The sequence below is a fragment of the Nanhaiella sioensis genome (assembly GCF_046557775.1).
GTDB lineage: Bacteria > Bacillota > Bacilli > Bacillales > SM2101 > Nanhaiella > Nanhaiella sioensis.
In genome coordinates, this window is the sequence record NZ_JBKAEG010000001.1 from 2355831 (window position 1) to 2372865 (window position 17035).

Genomic DNA, 17035 nt, shown 5'->3' on the forward strand with positions numbered 1-17035 from the left:
TTTTGGGCTCTTTAAAAAAGAACTTATCTTAACTATTAAAATATCCTGCTCCCTTGCGAATATTCGTAAGAGGGGCATTTTTTATTTTTTAGGATAAGAAATCCATGGTGCTGTGCACTAAAAATGATTATCCCCTGTTATAAAGGTTTTGCCGTTTTATACAATCTAGCGGACCTATTAAGCAAGGGTGAACGACAAGCAATGATACTAAATAGTAATTTTTATCGTGCTTTTTGAACATCCTCATATATATAGGATTTTGAAAGGGGAAAAACAATGACAAAATATATTTTCGTTACTGGCGGAGTTGTATCATCATTAGGGAAAGGTATTACAGCAGCATCATTGGGAAGATTATTAAAAAATAGAGGATTAAATGTAACCATTCAAAAGTTTGATCCATATATTAATGTCGACCCTGGAACGATGAGTCCATATCAACACGGAGAAGTTTTTGTTACTGATGATGGAGCTGAAACAGATTTAGATTTAGGTCATTATGAACGATTTATAGATATAAATTTGAATAAATACAGTAATGTAACAACAGGGAAAATTTATTCAACTGTATTAAAAAAAGAACGACGTGGTGATTATTTAGGTGGAACTGTTCAAGTTATACCACACATCACGAATGAAATTAAAGAACGTGTCTTTAGGGCTGGGCGAGAAACAAACGCTGATGTTGTTATTACAGAAATCGGTGGAACAGTAGGGGACATCGAGTCTTTACCATTCTTAGAAGCCATACGACAAATTAAGAGTGATATCGGAAGAGACAATGTAATGTACATTCATTGTACATTAGTTCCATACCTTAAAGCAGCTGGCGAAATGAAAACAAAGCCTACACAACATAGTGTAAAAGAGCTTCGTAGCTTAGGAATTCAACCTAATGTTATCGTTGTTAGAACAGAAATGCCGATATCTGATGATATGAAAGATAAAATTGCATTGTTCTGCGATATTGATTCGAAGGCTGTTGTAGAAATGCGTGATGCAGATACATTGTATTCTGTACCACTTGCAGTTCAAGAGCAAAAGCTGGATCAAATTACATGTGATCACCTGAAGTTACCTTGTAAACCTGCTGATATGACTGAATGGGAAGAGCTTGTTAATAAGGTGAAAAACCTTTCGAATAAAACAACAATTGCCCTTGTTGGTAAGTATGTTGAATTACAGGATGCATATATATCAGTTGTTGAGGCAATGCGTCATGCAGGTTATGCATTTGATACAGATGTCAATATTAAGTGGATTAATTCAGAACATGTGACGAAAGATAATGTTGTTAATCTACTATCAGAAGCAGATGGTATTTTGGTACCGGGTGGTTTCGGAGACCGTGGTATTGAAGGAAAAATTTTAGCGATACAGTATGCGCGTGAAAATAAAGTTCCATTTTTAGGAATATGTTTAGGGATGCAATTAGCTTCAGTTGAATTTGCACGTAATGTTGTTGGCTTGCAAGGTGCTCATTCTGCAGAAATAGATCCTGAAACACCGCATCCTGTCATTGATTTATTGCCTGAGCAAAAGGATATTGAGGATTTGGGTGGCACATTAAGATTAGGTCTTTACCCATGTAAATTATCAGATGGAACAAAAGCCTCTGAGGCATATAAAGATGAAGTAATTTATGAACGCCATCGTCATCGCTATGAATTTAATAATCAATATCGCCAAATGCTTGAAGAAAAAGGGTTTGTATTTTCTGGGACAAGTCCTGATGGACGTCTTGTAGAAATAATCGAATTAAAAGATCATCCTTGGTTTGTTGCATCACAATTTCATCCGGAATTTACGTCACGACCAACTAGGCCTCAACGATTATTCCATGACTTCATCCAAGCTTCAATAGTAACAAAAGCGTAGCCGACTGGCAGTTCCGACAAGCGCTGGAAGCATATCATATGAAGGTGTAATTTGCCTTCGGATGAAATGCTGAAGCGACCTCGAGGGACTAGGAGGCGGAGCTGGATAGTAACAAAAGCGTAGCCGACTGGCAGTTCCGACAAGCGCTGGAAGCATATCACCAGAAGGAGCATTTTCCTGCTGGTGAAATGATGAAGTATGAGGAATCGAAGCTAGTTATATTAAAGAGTAGATGACATAATGTCACTTCAGCCTATGTTCATCGAAGATTTAATGTGAATAAAAAACAAGAAAAGCCTAATGAGGATAAATTCCATTAGGCTTTTATGCATTCTTTTTTCGTATGCAATTCTTTTTGAGGAGATTGATTCTGTTGTAAAAATTCTTTTATTTCTGCAACTGTAAGTTTACTATCTAGTGCTTCACATATTAAGTCAACCCATTCACGATCTAAACGAAAATTATTTTTTACACTCTCCATTTTTTCCTCCCTTAGAAAATAATCCAGGTAGCACAGCCATCATTGTTACTACCTCTTCTAAAAAACTATTTGAATAGTTTTTTAGAAGAGGTAAGAAACTTTAGACCTGTAACTTTGCGCCCTTATTTTTCAACAAGTTAGCCATTTACTGGAGGACTATATCAGTTATAAAATTTATAATAAGGTTAGTTTATTACAAAAATTACAAAAAGAGTGTAGAAACCTGTCATGGGTAAAAAAATTTTTTGAATGTGGGTTTGATAAGACTTATCCACACTTCTATTGTTTTTATGAGCAAAAAAATAGTCAAAAAGTCATAAAAACCGACAATGTAATATTGTCGATAATTCTGAAAGGTATATATTTTTTGTTAAGATTTAGTATTCATCTAATATCTCTTGCATTGTATAAGCTAGCGCATGATAAGTAAATAAAGCTATCATAGTTGTAGGAAAGCCAAATCGTGTTCCATCGCTATTGGTTATTAAAGGTTTAGCTAACTTCGTATCGATAACAATATCTGCTATGTTAGAGAGTGTAATTTCATCATTATCTGGTGTTGCGACGTTGCATATTGCAACAGTAGGGATGCCTCTTTTTCTTAATGCTAATGCTATATTAATTGCTGCTTCATCGGTTGAGAATCGCGTGATCAATAGTACTCTATCTGTCTCATTAAGGGAATTGAAGTGATTAATTGAGGGTAGCTTTTTTATGTGTAATAATGGCTCTGCACCAATTGAGGATTCAATTGAAATTGCTTCCATTTCATTCACTCCATGTAGGTATATTGAACCATCACCGAATTTTGCTTGTGCCAATAATCTAGCTCCATCCTCAATTTGGAACTCTTCATTATTAATAATTTTAGTAAATATTCCGCTTAACTGAGTAGTAAATATCTTTAGCATCTTATGTAAATCCTCCAATGGTTTATAAAATCAAGCCAGAAAGTCAAATTGGTAATAAAAACTTTCGAATTAATTACTTATTGCTTTACTTTTCTTTAGCAAGTTTAACTGCAATTGTGCTTAAATACAAATTCCTAAATTGTATCGTTCCAACTATTTAATTCACATAGGTTGCTTTATAATAAGGGATAAACTCAAAGACAAAACGAGGGGTTAACAGACCTTTCCTTAACAACTGTTAAAACCCCATAAAAGCCCTTAAATCTAAGCTAATTTAGTAAAAATAGTAATATGTTTAAGAAAAGGACTTTTGAATAAAATTGAATAATCTAGGAAGGAATGTAAAATAAAATCAATATAAAGAAGGAAAATGTGAAGTTAACGAGAAATACAAAGTAGTTAAGTAGGGAAACTTATTTAGAGGAGTGAAAAAGAATGGGGCACAAAATACTAATTGTCGATGATCAATATGGCATTCGTATATTACTTAACGAAGTATTTCAAAAAGAAGGCTATGTAACATTTCAAGCTTCTAATGGAGTTGAGGCATTAGATATTGTGAAAAAGCACTCACCTGACTTAGTATTGCTAGATATGAAAATTCCAGGTATGGATGGAATAGAGATATTAAAGAGAATGAGGGTAGACGATCAAGATATAAAGGTCAAGGTCATTATTATGACAGCGTATGGGGAGTTGGACATGATTCAAGAAGCGAAGGATTTAGGAGCGATTACTCATTTTGCTAAACCTTTTGATATCGATGAAATTCGTGTAGCGGTGAAGGAGCAATTGTCAGTTGGTTCTGTTAAACAATGAATTTTTAGTGAAAATTGCGATGTAAGCGATTACTACTTAAGCGAAACTATTGAGCTTTGGCAAGTAAGTTGGTATGCTATGAAATGTAACTAAGTTATGATCAAATGTGAGTATTCTTCAATGGATAAAAACTGCACTGTTCAATAAATTTTGTGAATGACTCTAATAACATTTGGACAGTACATAGTAATTGATGAATTTGGATACTCTACATATGATGAACTTATAGGAAAATATACTAATTAGCTGCCTTAAGGAGGATAATGATATGCCTTTAGTTTCTATGACTGAAATGCTTAACAAAGCAAAAGATGAAGGATATGCAGTTGGACAGTTTAACCTGAACAACTTAGAATTTACACAAGCAATTTTACAAGCTGCTAAAGAAGAAAACTCACCTGTTATTTGTGGTGTTTCTGAAGGTGCTGCTCGTTATATGGGTGGATTTAAAACAGTTGTAAAGATGGTTGAAGGATTAATTGAAGATTATAACATTACAGTTCCTGTGGCGATTCATTTAGACCATGGTTCAAGCTTTGAAAAATGTGCTGAAGCAATCCATGCAGGCTTTACTTCTGTTATGATTGATGGTTCTCACCATCCACTTGAAGAAAATATTGCTATTACGCAAAAAGTTGTTGAACTTGCACACCTACACGGAGTTTCTGTGGAAGCAGAATTAGGCCGTATTGGTGGTCAAGAAGACGATTTAGTAGTTGATGATGCAGATGCAATGTATGCTATTCCATCAGAGTGTGATCAACTTGTTCGTGAAACTGGAGTAGACTGCTTTGCGCCAGCTCTAGGATCTGTCCACGGACCATACAAAGGTGAACCTAACCTTGGCTTTGACCGCATGAAAGAAGTTATGGAATTAACAGGTATTCCTTTAGTACTTCATGGTGGAACAGGAATTCCTACGAAAGATATTCAAAAGGCTATTTCATTAGGAACATCAAAAATTAATGTAAATACTGAAAACCAAATTGCTTCAGCTAAAGTCGTTCGTGAAGTCTTAGCTGAAAAAACAGAAGAGTATGATCCACGTAAATACTTAGGACCAGCACGTGAAGCTATTAAAGAGACTGTAAAAGGTAAAATGAAGGAATTTGGTTCATCAAATAAAGCGTAAGTCTTACCAAAGGAATTACACATCATTTCTATATTGCGTGTTTTTCTTATAACATTTTCATATAGTGATTGCATATGAAATGGTAGGCTAGCCAAATAATCTCTATACACAGAGAAACCGCCTTTGCACAACTATTGTGCATTATTTCATTATCTTTGTAGATACTTGAAATGAAGGGCGGTTTTGTTTTTTCTTCGGCTTTTTTTCATATGATTCGCTGCGATAGCTCCCAAATTAGGTTAGAAAGTATTTTATTGCGTGTAAAATGACTAGAACTCATGTATATTTATTAGTACGAAATAAACGAATAATTCGAAAACATTGTTTTATTATTATATTTTAGGAGGAAGAATGATAATGAAATTTTTTATTGATACTGCAAACATTGAAGAAATCCGTGAAGCTCATTCAGTTGGAATTTTATCTGGTGTAACGACAAACCCAAGTTTAGTTGCGAAAGAAAAAAATGTTTCCTTTCACGATCGTCTACGTGAAATAACTTCACTCGTACCCGGCTCTGTTAGCGCTGAGGTTATTGCTACAACAGCACCAGAAATGATTGAAGAGGGCAAAGAGCTCGCTAAGATCGCTCCAAATATTACGATTAAAGTTCCGATGACTATTGAAGGCTTAAAAGCTGTGAAAGCTTTTTCTGATGAAGGAATCAAAACGAATGTTACGCTCATTTTTAATGCAAATCAAGCATTGCTTGCTGCAAGAGCTGGCGCTACTTATGTATCACCATTCCTTGGCCGTTTAGATGATATAGGACATAATGGTATGGACTTAATTGCAACGATTGCAGAAATTTTTAATGTGCACAATCTAGAGACGGAAATTATTGCTGCCTCTATACGTCACCCTATGCATATAACAGAAGCTGCGCTAAATGGTGCTCATATAGCAACTGTTCCTTATAACGTGATTATGCAACTCTGTAATCATCCGTTGACAGATCAAGGTATTGAAAAGTTTCTAGCAGATTGGAATAAAAAAAATGACTAGAAAATATTTTTAAGAGGATCATTTCCATACATTATTTTTGCTTTTTCGTGTAAACTATTAGATAATACTTAATTCATATGGGTAAATATACCAATTATTATAAATTAATATATAGTTTACTTCGCTATGGTGGATGAAAAGGGAGGCAAAAAATAAGTGTTGAAGGAATATATCGAAACCGAGTTTTTTGAGGAACTTTTGATAATCCACTTAGAAGGGAGAAAAACATGGAAAAGTTAAAAATAGCCGGTGGTTATCCGTTAAAGGGATCAGTGAAAATTAGTGGAGCTAAAAATAGCGTCGTTGCTCTTATCCCAGCAACGATCTTGGCGGATTCACCTGTCACAATTGAAGGTATACCAAATATTTCGGATGTACAAATGTTAGGTGGTTTATTAGAGGAAATCGGTGGTAACGTAGTACTTAATGATAAAGAAATGACTATTGATCCTACTAATATGATCTCCATGCCTTTGCCAAATGGTAAAGTGAAAAAATTACGTGCCTCTTATTATTTAATGGGTGCGATGCTTGGTCGATTTAAAAAGGCTGTAATTGGGTTGCCGGGAGGGTGTCACTTGGGACCTCGACCAATTGACCAGCATATTAAAGGCTTTGAAGCACTTGGAGCTCAAGTAACCAACGAACAAGGTGCGATTTATTTACGTGCTAATGAGCTAAGAGGTGCCAGAATATATTTAGATGTAGTAAGTGTTGGTGCAACGATTAATATTATGTTGGCAGCTGTCAGAGCAAAAGGGAGAACGATTATTGAGAATGCAGCAAAAGAACCTGAGATTATTGATGTAGCCACTTTACTCTCTAGTATGGGTGCAAAAATCAAGGGTGCAGGAACTGATGTCATCCGAATTGACGGGGTAGAGCATCTTAGTGGGTGCCGCCACTCAATCATACCGGATAGAATTGAAGCTGGTACATACATTATCGTTGCAGCGGCAACTGGAGAACAAGTGTTGGTAGATAATGTAATTCCGTTACATCTCGAATCACTTATTGCTAAGCTACGTGAAATGGGTGTTTCAATTGAAACAAGTAATGATCAAGTGCTAATTTCTAGTTCAAATAATTTAAAGGCAGTCGATTTAAAAACACTTGTGTATCCCGGTTTTCCGACAGATCTACAACAACCTTTTACTTCTTTACTAACAAGAGCACAAGGTACAAGTATTGTTACTGATACGATTTATGGTGCACGCTTTAAGCATATTGATGAATTGAGACGTATGAATGCGAATGTCAAAGTAGAAGGTGGCTCATCCATTATTTCTGGTCCAGCACGATTACAAGGTGCAAGAGTGCGAGCGAGTGATTTGCGAGCAGGAGCTTCATTGGTTGTAGCTGGTTTAATCGCTAATGGTATAACAGAAATAACTGGATTAGAGCATATTGATCGTGGTTATAGCCACCTTGAGGATAAGCTTTCAGGTCTCGGTGCGACGATATGGAGAGAGAAAATGACTCAAGAAGAAATAGAACAGTTACAAAACTTATAAATAGAGTGTTTACATTATTTGATCATTTATAAGATATAAACATAAAAACTATAGCAACTATATAAAATGTAACTAACCGTTTAAAAGTAAGAGAAAATAGTAACAAGGTATACGAAATAGAACCTTTGATACAGTTTAATATATGCTCACTGCTTTTCAACTTACGCTTTTTAAAGTAAACTGTAAAGTTGAAGGCAATTTTTTGGGGGGAAGCACGTATGGAACGAAGTTTATCTATGGAGCTTGTTCGGGTAACTGAAGCAGCTGCTTTAGCATCAGCACGATGGATGGGTCGTGGGAAAAAAGATGAAGCAGATGATGCTGCAACTTCTGCAATGAGAGACGTATTTGACACTGTACCTATGAAAGGTACTGTTGTGATTGGAGAAGGTGAAATGGACGAAGCACCGATGTTATACATTGGTGAAAAGCTTGGAACTGGTTATGGACAACGTGTGGATGTTGCTGTTGATCCACTCGAAGGCACTAACATTGTTGCTTCAGGTGGATGGAACGCGCTTGCAGTATTAGCTGTTGCTGATAACGGAAATCTATTGCACGCGCCTGATATGTATATGGATAAAATAGCTGTCGGTCCAGAGGCTGTAGGACATATTGATATCGATGCGCCTGTAATTGATAATTTGAAGGCTGTTGCAAAGGCGAAAAACAAAGATATTCAAGATGTTGTTGCAACAGTTTTGAACCGCCCTCGACATGAGCATATTATTGCACAACTTCGTGAAGCAGGAGCGAGAATAAAGCTGATCGATGATGGAGATGTAGCAGGAGCTTTTAACACTGCGTTTGATCATACTGGTGTTGATATTTTATTTGGATCTGGTGGCGCTCCGGAAGGTGTTCTAGCTGCAGTTGCTTTAAAATGCTTAGGGGGAGAGATTCAAGGTAAACTCCTACCACAGGATGATGCAGAGGTAGAACGCTGTAAATCTATGGGACTTGATGTTAGTCGAGTTTTACGTATGGAAGATTTAGTTCGTGGTGATGATGCTATTTTCTCTGCAACAGGTGTTACAGATGGTGAGCTTCTTAAAGGGGTTCAATTTAAAGGCACCTATGGTTCTACTCATTCGATTGTCATGCGTGCAAAATCTGGAACGGTTCGTTTCGTAGAGGGAAGGCATAGCTTGAAGAAAAAGCCAAACCTTGTCATTAAGTAATATAATTATTAACTAGCTAAAACGAGGGTTTTCTTAACAACCCTCGTTTTCTTTGACTGTTTTCGCATGATTTGTAGCTTTTCGTAGTAAGAGCCAAACACGTACACAATTGGGGTGTGGTATCTTTTCACTACTTTTAATTGGATAACGATAGCAACAAAGTTTACGAAAAGAGCCTTTTCTTTTAAAAAAACTGTCTTTGCCATGATTGTTAAAGAATTAAATTAACGATTATGAAATTTTTTCACTGTAAAAGGTGGTTACTGTTGTTTTATTACTGTAAAAAACATGTATGATACATAGTGAGTAGTATCTCCCCTCGTAATCACGATAACTTATACTAAAATCACATCTAATTGTTCAAGTTTAGCAAAGAAGTATATGGGAAGAGCCTTCAAAATCATGCTAAATGACTTATTTCATATACCTTACTGTACATTGTTCATTCTTCAACAGTCATAAGTTAAGTAAGTAAACTAGACATTTTCCATGCACTGTTTTCTACGGAAAATATGCTCATGAGACGCATAATTAGATATGTTTTGCTGTTATAAATAAAAAATAGTTGAATATGTATACGAAAAAAGGGTAAAATAGAAAGTGCTACGTAAAAGAAAAACTTGTATTCTTCTTTTTTTGCTTCATGTGAAAGCCTTCCAAACCTTCGTTTTTCAATACTAACAAATAAACTAATGAAAAATGAACAAGCAATGCGGAAAAAGAATTATCATTAATTCTACCTCTTTAATAAGATAGCTCACCTAATTATTATTCATTCCATTTTTTACCTACTTATTTAGAGGAAATAATAACATTTAAAGAGTGGTGTTTATATGAGTCTAACAATTGGAAAGTTAGAGGAAATGAAGTTAAAGGAATTGTACGAGCTTGCTCGTGAATTTAAAATAACTTATTATAGTAAGCTTACGAAAAAGGAATTAATCTTTGCCATTTTAAAAGCAAGGGCGGAGAAAGACGGATTATTATTCATGGAAGGTGTTTTAGAAATCATTCAATCTGAAGGGTTTGGATTTCTAAGACCAATTAATTATTCTCCAAGTTCAGAGGATATCTATATTTCAGCTTCGCAAATTCGTCGATTTGACCTTCGAAACGGTGATAAAGTTTCTGGGAAAGTAAGGCCTCCTAAGGAAAATGAGCGATATTATGGATTACTACACGTAGAGGCAGTTAACGGCGACGATCCAGAAACAGCTAAAGAGCGTGTGCACTTTCCAGCATTGACTCCTTTGTATCCAAATAGACAAATTAAGCTTGAAACAGCTCCACATAAATTGTCGACACGCATTATGGACGTTACAGCACCTGTTGGCTTTGGACAACGTGGTTTAATTGTAGCTCCTCCAAAGGCTGGTAAAACCATGCTCTTAAAAGAAATTGCTAACAGTATTACGACAAATCAACCTGATGCTGAGCTTATTGTACTGTTAATTGATGAAAGACCAGAGGAAGTAACAGATATTGAAAGGTCTGTTGCAGGAGATGTTGTTAGTTCAACGTTTGATGAAGTACCAGAAAATCATATAAAGGTTGCAGAGCTTGTATTAGAGCGCGCGATGCGACTTGTTGAGCATAAGAGAGATGTAATCATTTTAATGGATAGCATCACACGATTAGCACGTGCGTATAACTTAGTTATCCCACCAAGTGGACGTACATTATCTGGTGGTATTGATCCAGCTGCTTTCCATCGTCCTAAGAGGTTTTTTGGAGCTGCTAGAAACATTGAAGAAGGTGGAAGCTTAACGATATTAGCTACTGCATTAGTTGATACCGGCTCAAGAATGGACGATGTCATATATGAAGAGTTCAAAGGAACTGGTAATATGGAGCTTCATTTGGATCGTTCATTAGCAGAGAAAAGAATTTTCCCTGCAATTGATATTCGTCGTTCAGGAACTCGTAAGGAAGAATTATTAATTCCTAAGGATCACCTTGATAAGTTATGGGCGATCAGAAAATCTATGTCAGATTCACCTGATTTTGCAGAGAAGTTTTTAAGAAAATTAAGGAAATCAAAATCAAATCAAGAATTTTTTCAAATGCTTGAAGAAGAATGGAAAGCGATGGGGCATTCATCATCTAGGCGAGTTTAAATTTTTGATAAAAAAAGAATTGTTAGTATCAGGTAGTTGCAAAAGATGAGAACCCTTGTTATAATTTCTCATGTGTGTTTCTAGATGGAATCTGTTAATGGGGTTATTTCCTATTTTGCTCCATTCTAGATGAATAAGAAGTGTTCTAAACATTTCTTTTGCACTTTTTAATAACCTCGATAACTCTGTCTCAGATGATTCAGGGCGGAAGGAGATGAAAATAATGAAAGCTGGAATTCATCCAAATTATTCAAAAGTAACTGTTAAATGTGCTTGTGGAAACGAGTTCGAAAGTGGCTCTGTAAAAGAAGAGGTGCGTGTTGAGATTTGCTCAGCTTGTCATCCATTCTATACTGGACGTCAAAAATTCGCTTCTGCAGATGGACGTGTAGATAAATTTAACAAAAAATACGGCCTTAAGTAATCAAGTAAAACAGGCGAGTTATTCCATATCTTGCCTGTTTTTTACTTTGTTTTATACTTAGTTAAATATAAAAATATATAAAAATATTTGATATGAAATTACAGAAAAAAGGGAGACGCCGTTTCATGTATGTTATGAAGCAAACTGGCTGGCTTGAACTAATTTGTGGCAGCATGTTTTCTGGGAAGTCTGAAGAATTAATTCGACGAGTGAGACGTGCGCAATTTGCAAAGCAAAGTATTCAAGTTTTTAAACCACTTATAGATAATCGTTATAGTGATGAAGAAGTAGTATCTCATAATGGGACATCTATTATTGCTCATTCTGTAAAAGATTCACAAGATATTATTTCGAATGTAACGTCTACAACAGATGTAGTAGCAATTGATGAAGTTCAATTTTTTGATGAAGACATTATTCAAGTTGTTACACAATTAGCCAACCAAGGTCATCGTGTCATCGTTGCTGGTCTAGATCAAGATTTTAGAGGAGAACCGTTCGGTCCTGTTCCTGCGCTAATGGCTATTGCTGAATTAGTGACAAAGTTGCAAGCTGTTTGTGCCATTTGTGGTTCACCAGCGAGTAGAACTCAGCGATTAATAGATGGTAATCCTGCCTATTATGATGAACCAATTATTTTAGTAGGAGCATCAGAATCATATGAACCTCGGTGTCGTCATCATCATGAAGTACCAGGTAAACGTAGCATGAATATGGGGATAAATAGTAACAATGTCGGAAAATAATGCGCAGCAAATAGTTGTGCATTTTTTATTGGCTAAATTACATAACGCTTCATTTTAAGTCTCTTTTTGAGACTTTATTGCTATTTTTATTGAAGACTCTTTTCATCAACTTTGTTGCTATCGTCATAAGGTTAGTAACAAAAACAACAAAGTGGTTATAAATTTTAAGTCGTCGTTATGATAGAAGAAAAGACGCCCAGAATTCTAGTTGTGTACGTGTTTATTCCCTAATAAGAAAACTACAATCAATGTGAAAACAGCTTAATATTAAGGTTTCTAGAAAAAAATAAACAATATAAAAATATCCTTTTGTTGTTACTATGTAATGTATCTGCCTAGTGGGACACCTCTGACGGATAACGAGAGCTATCATAAATGACGACATTTCTTTGACTCCTTTGTTAACGTATAATATAATTACAATGTTATGGACTAAAATTGAGGTGAATGATGTGTTTGATCGTTTGCAAGCTGTAGAAGAGCGTTTTGAAAAATTGAATGAGCTATTAAGTGATCCTGAAATCGTAAATGATCCTAAAAAATTACGTGATTATTCTAAGGAACAATCAGATATACAGGAAACAGTTCAAAAATATAGAGAATATAAATCTGTTAGCGAGCAACTTCAGGATGCAAAAGCAATGCTTGAAGAAAAACTTGATGCAGATATGAGAGATATGGTTAAGGAAGAGATTAATGAACTTGAAAGTAATGAGTCCGAAATTGTGGAGCAATTGAAAGTTCTTCTTATTCCTAAAGATCCTAATGATGATAAAAATGTAATTATGGAAATACGCGGTGCAGCAGGTGGAGATGAAGCAGCTCTATTTGCAGGTGATTTATACCGAATGTATTCTCGTTACGCGGAGATTCAAGGGTGGAAAACAGAAGTCATAGAAGCTAGTTCAACTGGAATTGGTGGCTTTAAAGAGATTATTTTTATGATTAATGGTAAAGGCGCCTATTCAAAGATGAAATTTGAAAACGGTGCACACCGCGTACAGCGTGTTCCTGAAACTGAATCTGGTGGTCGTATTCATACTTCAACAGCTACTGTTGCATGTTTACCTGAAGCAGAAGAAGTTGAAGTAGACATCCATGAAAAGGATATTCGAGTGGATACCTTTGCTTCAAGTGGGCCAGGTGGACAGAGTGTAAATACAACCATGTCAGCTGTACGTTTAACGCATGTACCAACAGGTACAGTAGTATCTTGTCAAGATGAAAAGTCACAAATAAAAAATAAAGAAAAAGCGATGAAAGTTTTACGTGCACGTGTATACGATAAGTTTCAGCAAGAAGCACAAGCTGAATATGATCAAAATCGTAAACAAGCTGTAGGCTCTGGTGATCGTTCAGAGCGTATACGGACATATAACTTTCCTCAAAATCGTGTAACTGATCATCGAATTGGCCTAACAATTCAAAAGCTAGACCAAATTTTACAAGGTAAGCTAGACGAATTTATTGATGCGCTTATATTAGAAGATCAATCAAAAAAAATGGAGCAAGACGATAATGAGTAAGCAAAAGAGAAAAATATATGAAGCCCTGAATTGGGCTTCTTCTTTTTTAAAGGAATCAAATAGGGATGACAATGTAGGCGAATTATTGTTACTTCATCACCTTCAAATGTCGAGAACGCAACTGTTTAGCAACATGAGAACGGACATCGATACTGAGATAGATAGAAAGTTTACAGAAGATATACACACTCATTGTAATGGTGTTCCGGTTCAACACATTATTGGATATGAACATTTTTACGGAAGAACCTTTCGTGTAAACAAAGAAGTATTAATCCCGCGTCCAGAAACAGAAGAGCTAGTGCAAGGTGTCCTACAACGTATAGATAAGTTATTTCCAAATGGAAATCGTGTTAACGTAGTAGATGTTGGAACTGGGAGTGGTATCATTGCCATTACATTAGCTTCTGAGGGGAAATCATTACAAGTCACTGCTACTGATATTGCAAAAGAATCACTAGCCATTGCGAAATTAAATGCTGAAAACCTCGAGACAGAGGTTACGTTTATTCAAGGGGATTTGCTAACGCCTTTTTTGAATAGTGATACAACTTTTGATGTGATCGTCTCGAACCCTCCTTATATCCCTAACAACGAGATTAACAAACTATCTCCAGTTGTAAAGGATTACGACCCTATGCGTGCTTTAGCTGGTGGTGAGGATGGACTTGATTTTTATCGTCGTTTTATGACGCAATTGCCTTACGTATTAAGTGAGAAGGCAATTATTGCTTTTGAAGTAGGGGTTGGACAAGGTAAGAGCGTTCAATCATTACTACAACAAACTTTTAGAAATGCAGTTGTTGAGGTTGTATTTGATATTAACGGCAAAGATAGAATGGTTTTTGCTGAGATATCTTAATATAAAGGCTCTTAATTAGGCTATTATTTCTCAAAGTTCATTTTTCCTGCTTATAAAATTTTGGACTCGGATAAAACCCCGTATTAATGTGAAAATAGACGAAAAGGGCCCTTATTTATCTTAAGGTCACCTCAAACATAGATACGAAATCCAAAAGCGTCTTCTTATGAAATGCCTCCAGTGCTTGTCGGGGATGACCGAGGCACTTCTGCTTTTCTGTTCATCTACTAGATTTTTTTAATTTTACTAGTTTAAGATTTTTTTATATTGTCCACACTGTTTTAGTGAAGGGGCGGTGCTAGTAAATGGGGAAGAAAAACATTGCTATTATATATATTTTATTATTAGTTTTTGGAGTTAATATTGTGTTTTATGGAGAGCAAACAAATGTCCAGGCAAATGATACTGTCATTATTCCAGATGAGGCGATTCGTTTGCGCATACTTGCTAATAGTGATTCTAGTGAAGATCAAGCTTTGAAAAGGCTCATTCGAGATAAGGTCAATGAACAAATTACACAATGGGTTGAAGAGTTGACTTCGATTGAAGAGGCAAGAAAATTAATCAATACCCGTGTTCACATGATAGAGCAAATTGTTGAATCGGTACTAAGTAACCAAGGTAGCAAACAAAATGCTAGCGTAGAGTTTGACGAAGTAAGTTTTCCGACGAAACTATATGGAAACTATTTGTATCCTGCAGGTGAATATGAGGCAATATTAATTACGTTAGGTGATGGAGCTGGAGCTAATTGGTGGTGTGTTTTATTTCCTCCTTTATGCTTTTTAGATTTTTCCAACGGTGAAGCAGTTGATATGAATGACAACAGTGAGAATGAGCTTAAGCAAACGAAAGAAACGAAAAATGAAAAGGTCAAAGTGAGATTTTTTCTTATTGAATGGATTTCAAAGTTATTTGATTAGGATTCACTTCGTGAACTTTGTTGCGATGTTAACTAATTGATGCGGCAAGATGTTGATTTTAGCAAATAGCCATTGTTTACAAAGAAGAGAAGGTACCTGACAGGCTTGATTAATAGCAATGTGTTCATGTTGATAAATGAAATGATCTCTTTATATGATATTCTAGTTTTAATAATCCACAAGTTATCCACTATAACATGAGCTTTATCCACATTTTGTGGATAAAGCTTGTTTTCTAGTGTTGAATATTTTATAGTTTTAATAGCTTATCAACATGGTGGTTATAAATTAAGATAGTATATTGATGAAGATACTAATGTTGAAATAATAATACTTATAAGTAACTACTGCAGCTAAGAAGATAGGAGTGAGATGGTTGAGTACTAAAGTTTGGGTTGTGGATGACAAGGGAATTAATCCACAAAGTTATCCACAAATTAAGCAAGCGGCCCGATTGCTTAATCAAAATGAAGTTGTAGCTTTTCCGACTGAAACTGTATATGGATTAGGGGCAAATGCTTTGTCGGACGAGGCTGTGACTAAAATTTTTACTGCTAAAGGACGTCCAAGTGATAATCCACTTATTGTTCACATTGCCGAGAAAAAGCAGTTGTTTGATATTGCGGAAAATGTATCGGATGTAGCGTTGAAGTTAATAGATTATTTTTGGCCAGGTCCATTGACGATTGTTTTAATGAAAAAAGAAGGAATATCTAATAAAGTTACAACTGGTTTAAGTACTGTTGCGGTTCGAATGCCTAATCATGAAATTGCTTTACAGTTAATTAGAACGAGTCAGTTACCTATTGCTGCTCCCAGTGCGAATCTATCTGGGCGGCCAAGTCCTACCTCAGCAAAACACGTACACGATGATCTAAACGGCAAGATAGCTGGAATATTAGATGGTGGTCTTACTGGAGTAGGTGTAGAATCAACTGTCTTAGATTGTACAGGCCAAATACCAGTAATACTCCGACCTGGTGGTATAACAAAAGAGCAGCTTGAGGAGGTTGTGGGTAAGGTGGACATAGATCATGCCTTAGTTGAGGAAGGTCAAACACCTAAGTCACCTGGAATGAAATATACCCACTATGCTCCACAAGCACCACTGTTCATTGTGCAGGGAACAAGTAATTTTTTGCAATTGAACATTGATAAACAAAGAGCTAGTGGAAAACGCGTTGGTGTGATAACTACTGATGAAAATAAACAAAAATATAATGCAGATATCGTTTTAAGTTGTGGACAAAGGAATGATTTGTACAGTGTTGCTAGTAATTTATATGGTGTTCTTAGAAAATTTGATGACACCCAGGCAGATGTTATTTTAAGTGAGAGTTTTCCTTATGAAGGAATTGGCCATGCAATTATGAATCGTTTAATGAAAGCTGCAGCACATCAAACAATAGAACAAAAATAGTACCCTTTTCTTCTATTTCCTACAGTACAAGCATATGTTTAAGAAAGTCGTTATGTAATTATATAGGCTATTTTTATTTGCGTTGTTATGTCGTCG

General features: G+C 35.7%; 15 protein-coding genes and 1 riboswitch. Of the genes, 13 read left to right on the forward strand and 2 right to left on the reverse strand.

From position 1 onward, the window contains the following. The first annotated feature begins 276 nt into the window (after positions 1 to 276). Positions 277 to 1878, forward strand: coding sequence for a CTP synthase (gene pyrG, locus V1503_RS11125; protein ID WP_214480896.1), 1602 nt, complete (start codon positions 277 to 279; stop codon positions 1876 to 1878). A 316-nt stretch (positions 1879 to 2194) separates the two neighbouring features. Here the strand turns inward: pyrG and V1503_RS11130 are convergent, their stop codons facing one another. Beyond that, on the reverse strand, positions 2195 to 2359 hold the full coding sequence (locus V1503_RS11130; protein WP_214480895.1) for an anti-repressor SinI family protein: 165 nt from the start codon (positions 2357 to 2359) through the stop codon (positions 2195 to 2197). A gap of 23 nt (positions 2360 to 2382) precedes the next feature. Further along, positions 2383 to 2512: riboswitch (cyclic di-GMP riboswitch) on the reverse strand. 224 nt (positions 2513 to 2736) lie between these two features. Beyond that, positions 2737 to 3270 (reverse strand): DUF2529 family protein, encoded by a 534-nt coding sequence (locus V1503_RS11135; RefSeq protein ID WP_410626912.1) that lies wholly within the window; start codon positions 3268 to 3270, stop codon positions 2737 to 2739. 435 nt (positions 3271 to 3705) lie between these two features. Between V1503_RS11135 and V1503_RS11140 the strand changes: the two genes are divergently transcribed. The 12 genes from V1503_RS11140 to V1503_RS11195 all read left to right on the forward strand — a co-directional run bounded on the left by V1503_RS11140 (position 3706) and on the right by V1503_RS11195 (position 16939). After that, positions 3706 to 4089 carry a response regulator gene (locus V1503_RS11140; protein ID WP_410626914.1) on the forward strand — a complete coding sequence of 128 codons (384 nt, stop codon included), beginning with the start codon at positions 3706 to 3708 and terminating at the stop codon, positions 4087 to 4089. Positions 4090 to 4357: 268 nt separating this feature from the next. Beyond that, entirely contained in the window at positions 4358 to 5221 is an 864-nt protein-coding gene (locus tag V1503_RS11145) for a class II fructose-bisphosphate aldolase (protein WP_320257962.1), read from the forward strand. Positions 5222 to 5578: 357 nt separating this feature from the next. Then, a complete protein-coding gene (fsa, locus tag V1503_RS11150) occupies positions 5579 to 6226 on the forward strand; it encodes a fructose-6-phosphate aldolase (RefSeq protein WP_410626917.1) in 648 nt (215 codons plus the stop codon). 227 nt (positions 6227 to 6453) lie between these two features. Further along, entirely contained in the window at positions 6454 to 7740 is a 1287-nt protein-coding gene (gene murA / locus V1503_RS11155) for a UDP-N-acetylglucosamine 1-carboxyvinyltransferase (protein WP_410626919.1), read from the forward strand. A 218-nt stretch (positions 7741 to 7958) separates the two neighbouring features. Continuing rightward, positions 7959 to 8921, forward strand: coding sequence for a class II fructose-bisphosphatase (glpX, locus tag V1503_RS11160; RefSeq protein ID WP_320257965.1), 963 nt, complete (start codon positions 7959 to 7961; stop codon positions 8919 to 8921). Between the two features lie 833 nt (positions 8922 to 9754). Continuing rightward, the gene (gene rho / locus V1503_RS11165; RefSeq protein WP_214480888.1) at positions 9755 to 11038 is read left to right on the forward strand and encodes a transcription termination factor Rho; all 1284 of its coding nucleotides are present in this window, start codon (positions 9755 to 9757) and stop codon (positions 11036 to 11038) included. Positions 11039 to 11261: 223 nt separating this feature from the next. Beyond that, positions 11262 to 11462, forward strand: a complete 201-nt coding sequence (rpmE, locus tag V1503_RS11170) for a 50S ribosomal protein L31 (protein WP_214480887.1) — start codon at positions 11262 to 11264, stop codon at positions 11460 to 11462. A 125-nt stretch (positions 11463 to 11587) separates the two neighbouring features. Next, positions 11588 to 12208, forward strand: coding sequence for a thymidine kinase (locus V1503_RS11175; protein ID WP_214480886.1), 621 nt, complete (start codon positions 11588 to 11590; stop codon positions 12206 to 12208). 443 nt (positions 12209 to 12651) lie between these two features. Further along, a complete protein-coding gene (gene prfA, locus V1503_RS11180) occupies positions 12652 to 13734 on the forward strand; it encodes a peptide chain release factor 1 (protein WP_320257967.1) in 1083 nt (360 codons plus the stop codon). Then, a complete protein-coding gene (gene prmC, locus V1503_RS11185; RefSeq protein ID WP_410626926.1) occupies positions 13727 to 14596 on the forward strand; it encodes a peptide chain release factor N(5)-glutamine methyltransferase in 870 nt (289 codons plus the stop codon). The genes prfA and prmC overlap by 8 nt, the downstream gene beginning before the upstream one ends. A 305-nt stretch (positions 14597 to 14901) precedes the next feature. After that, positions 14902 to 15519 carry a stage II sporulation protein R gene (gene spoIIR, locus V1503_RS11190; RefSeq protein ID WP_320257970.1) on the forward strand — a complete coding sequence of 206 codons (618 nt, stop codon included), beginning with the start codon at positions 14902 to 14904 and terminating at the stop codon, positions 15517 to 15519. Between the two features lie 376 nt (positions 15520 to 15895). After that, complete coding sequence (locus V1503_RS11195; RefSeq protein ID WP_410626929.1) at positions 15896 to 16939, forward strand: L-threonylcarbamoyladenylate synthase; 1044 nt, start codon at positions 15896 to 15898, stop codon at positions 16937 to 16939. Positions 16940 to 17035 lie beyond the last annotated feature (96 nt).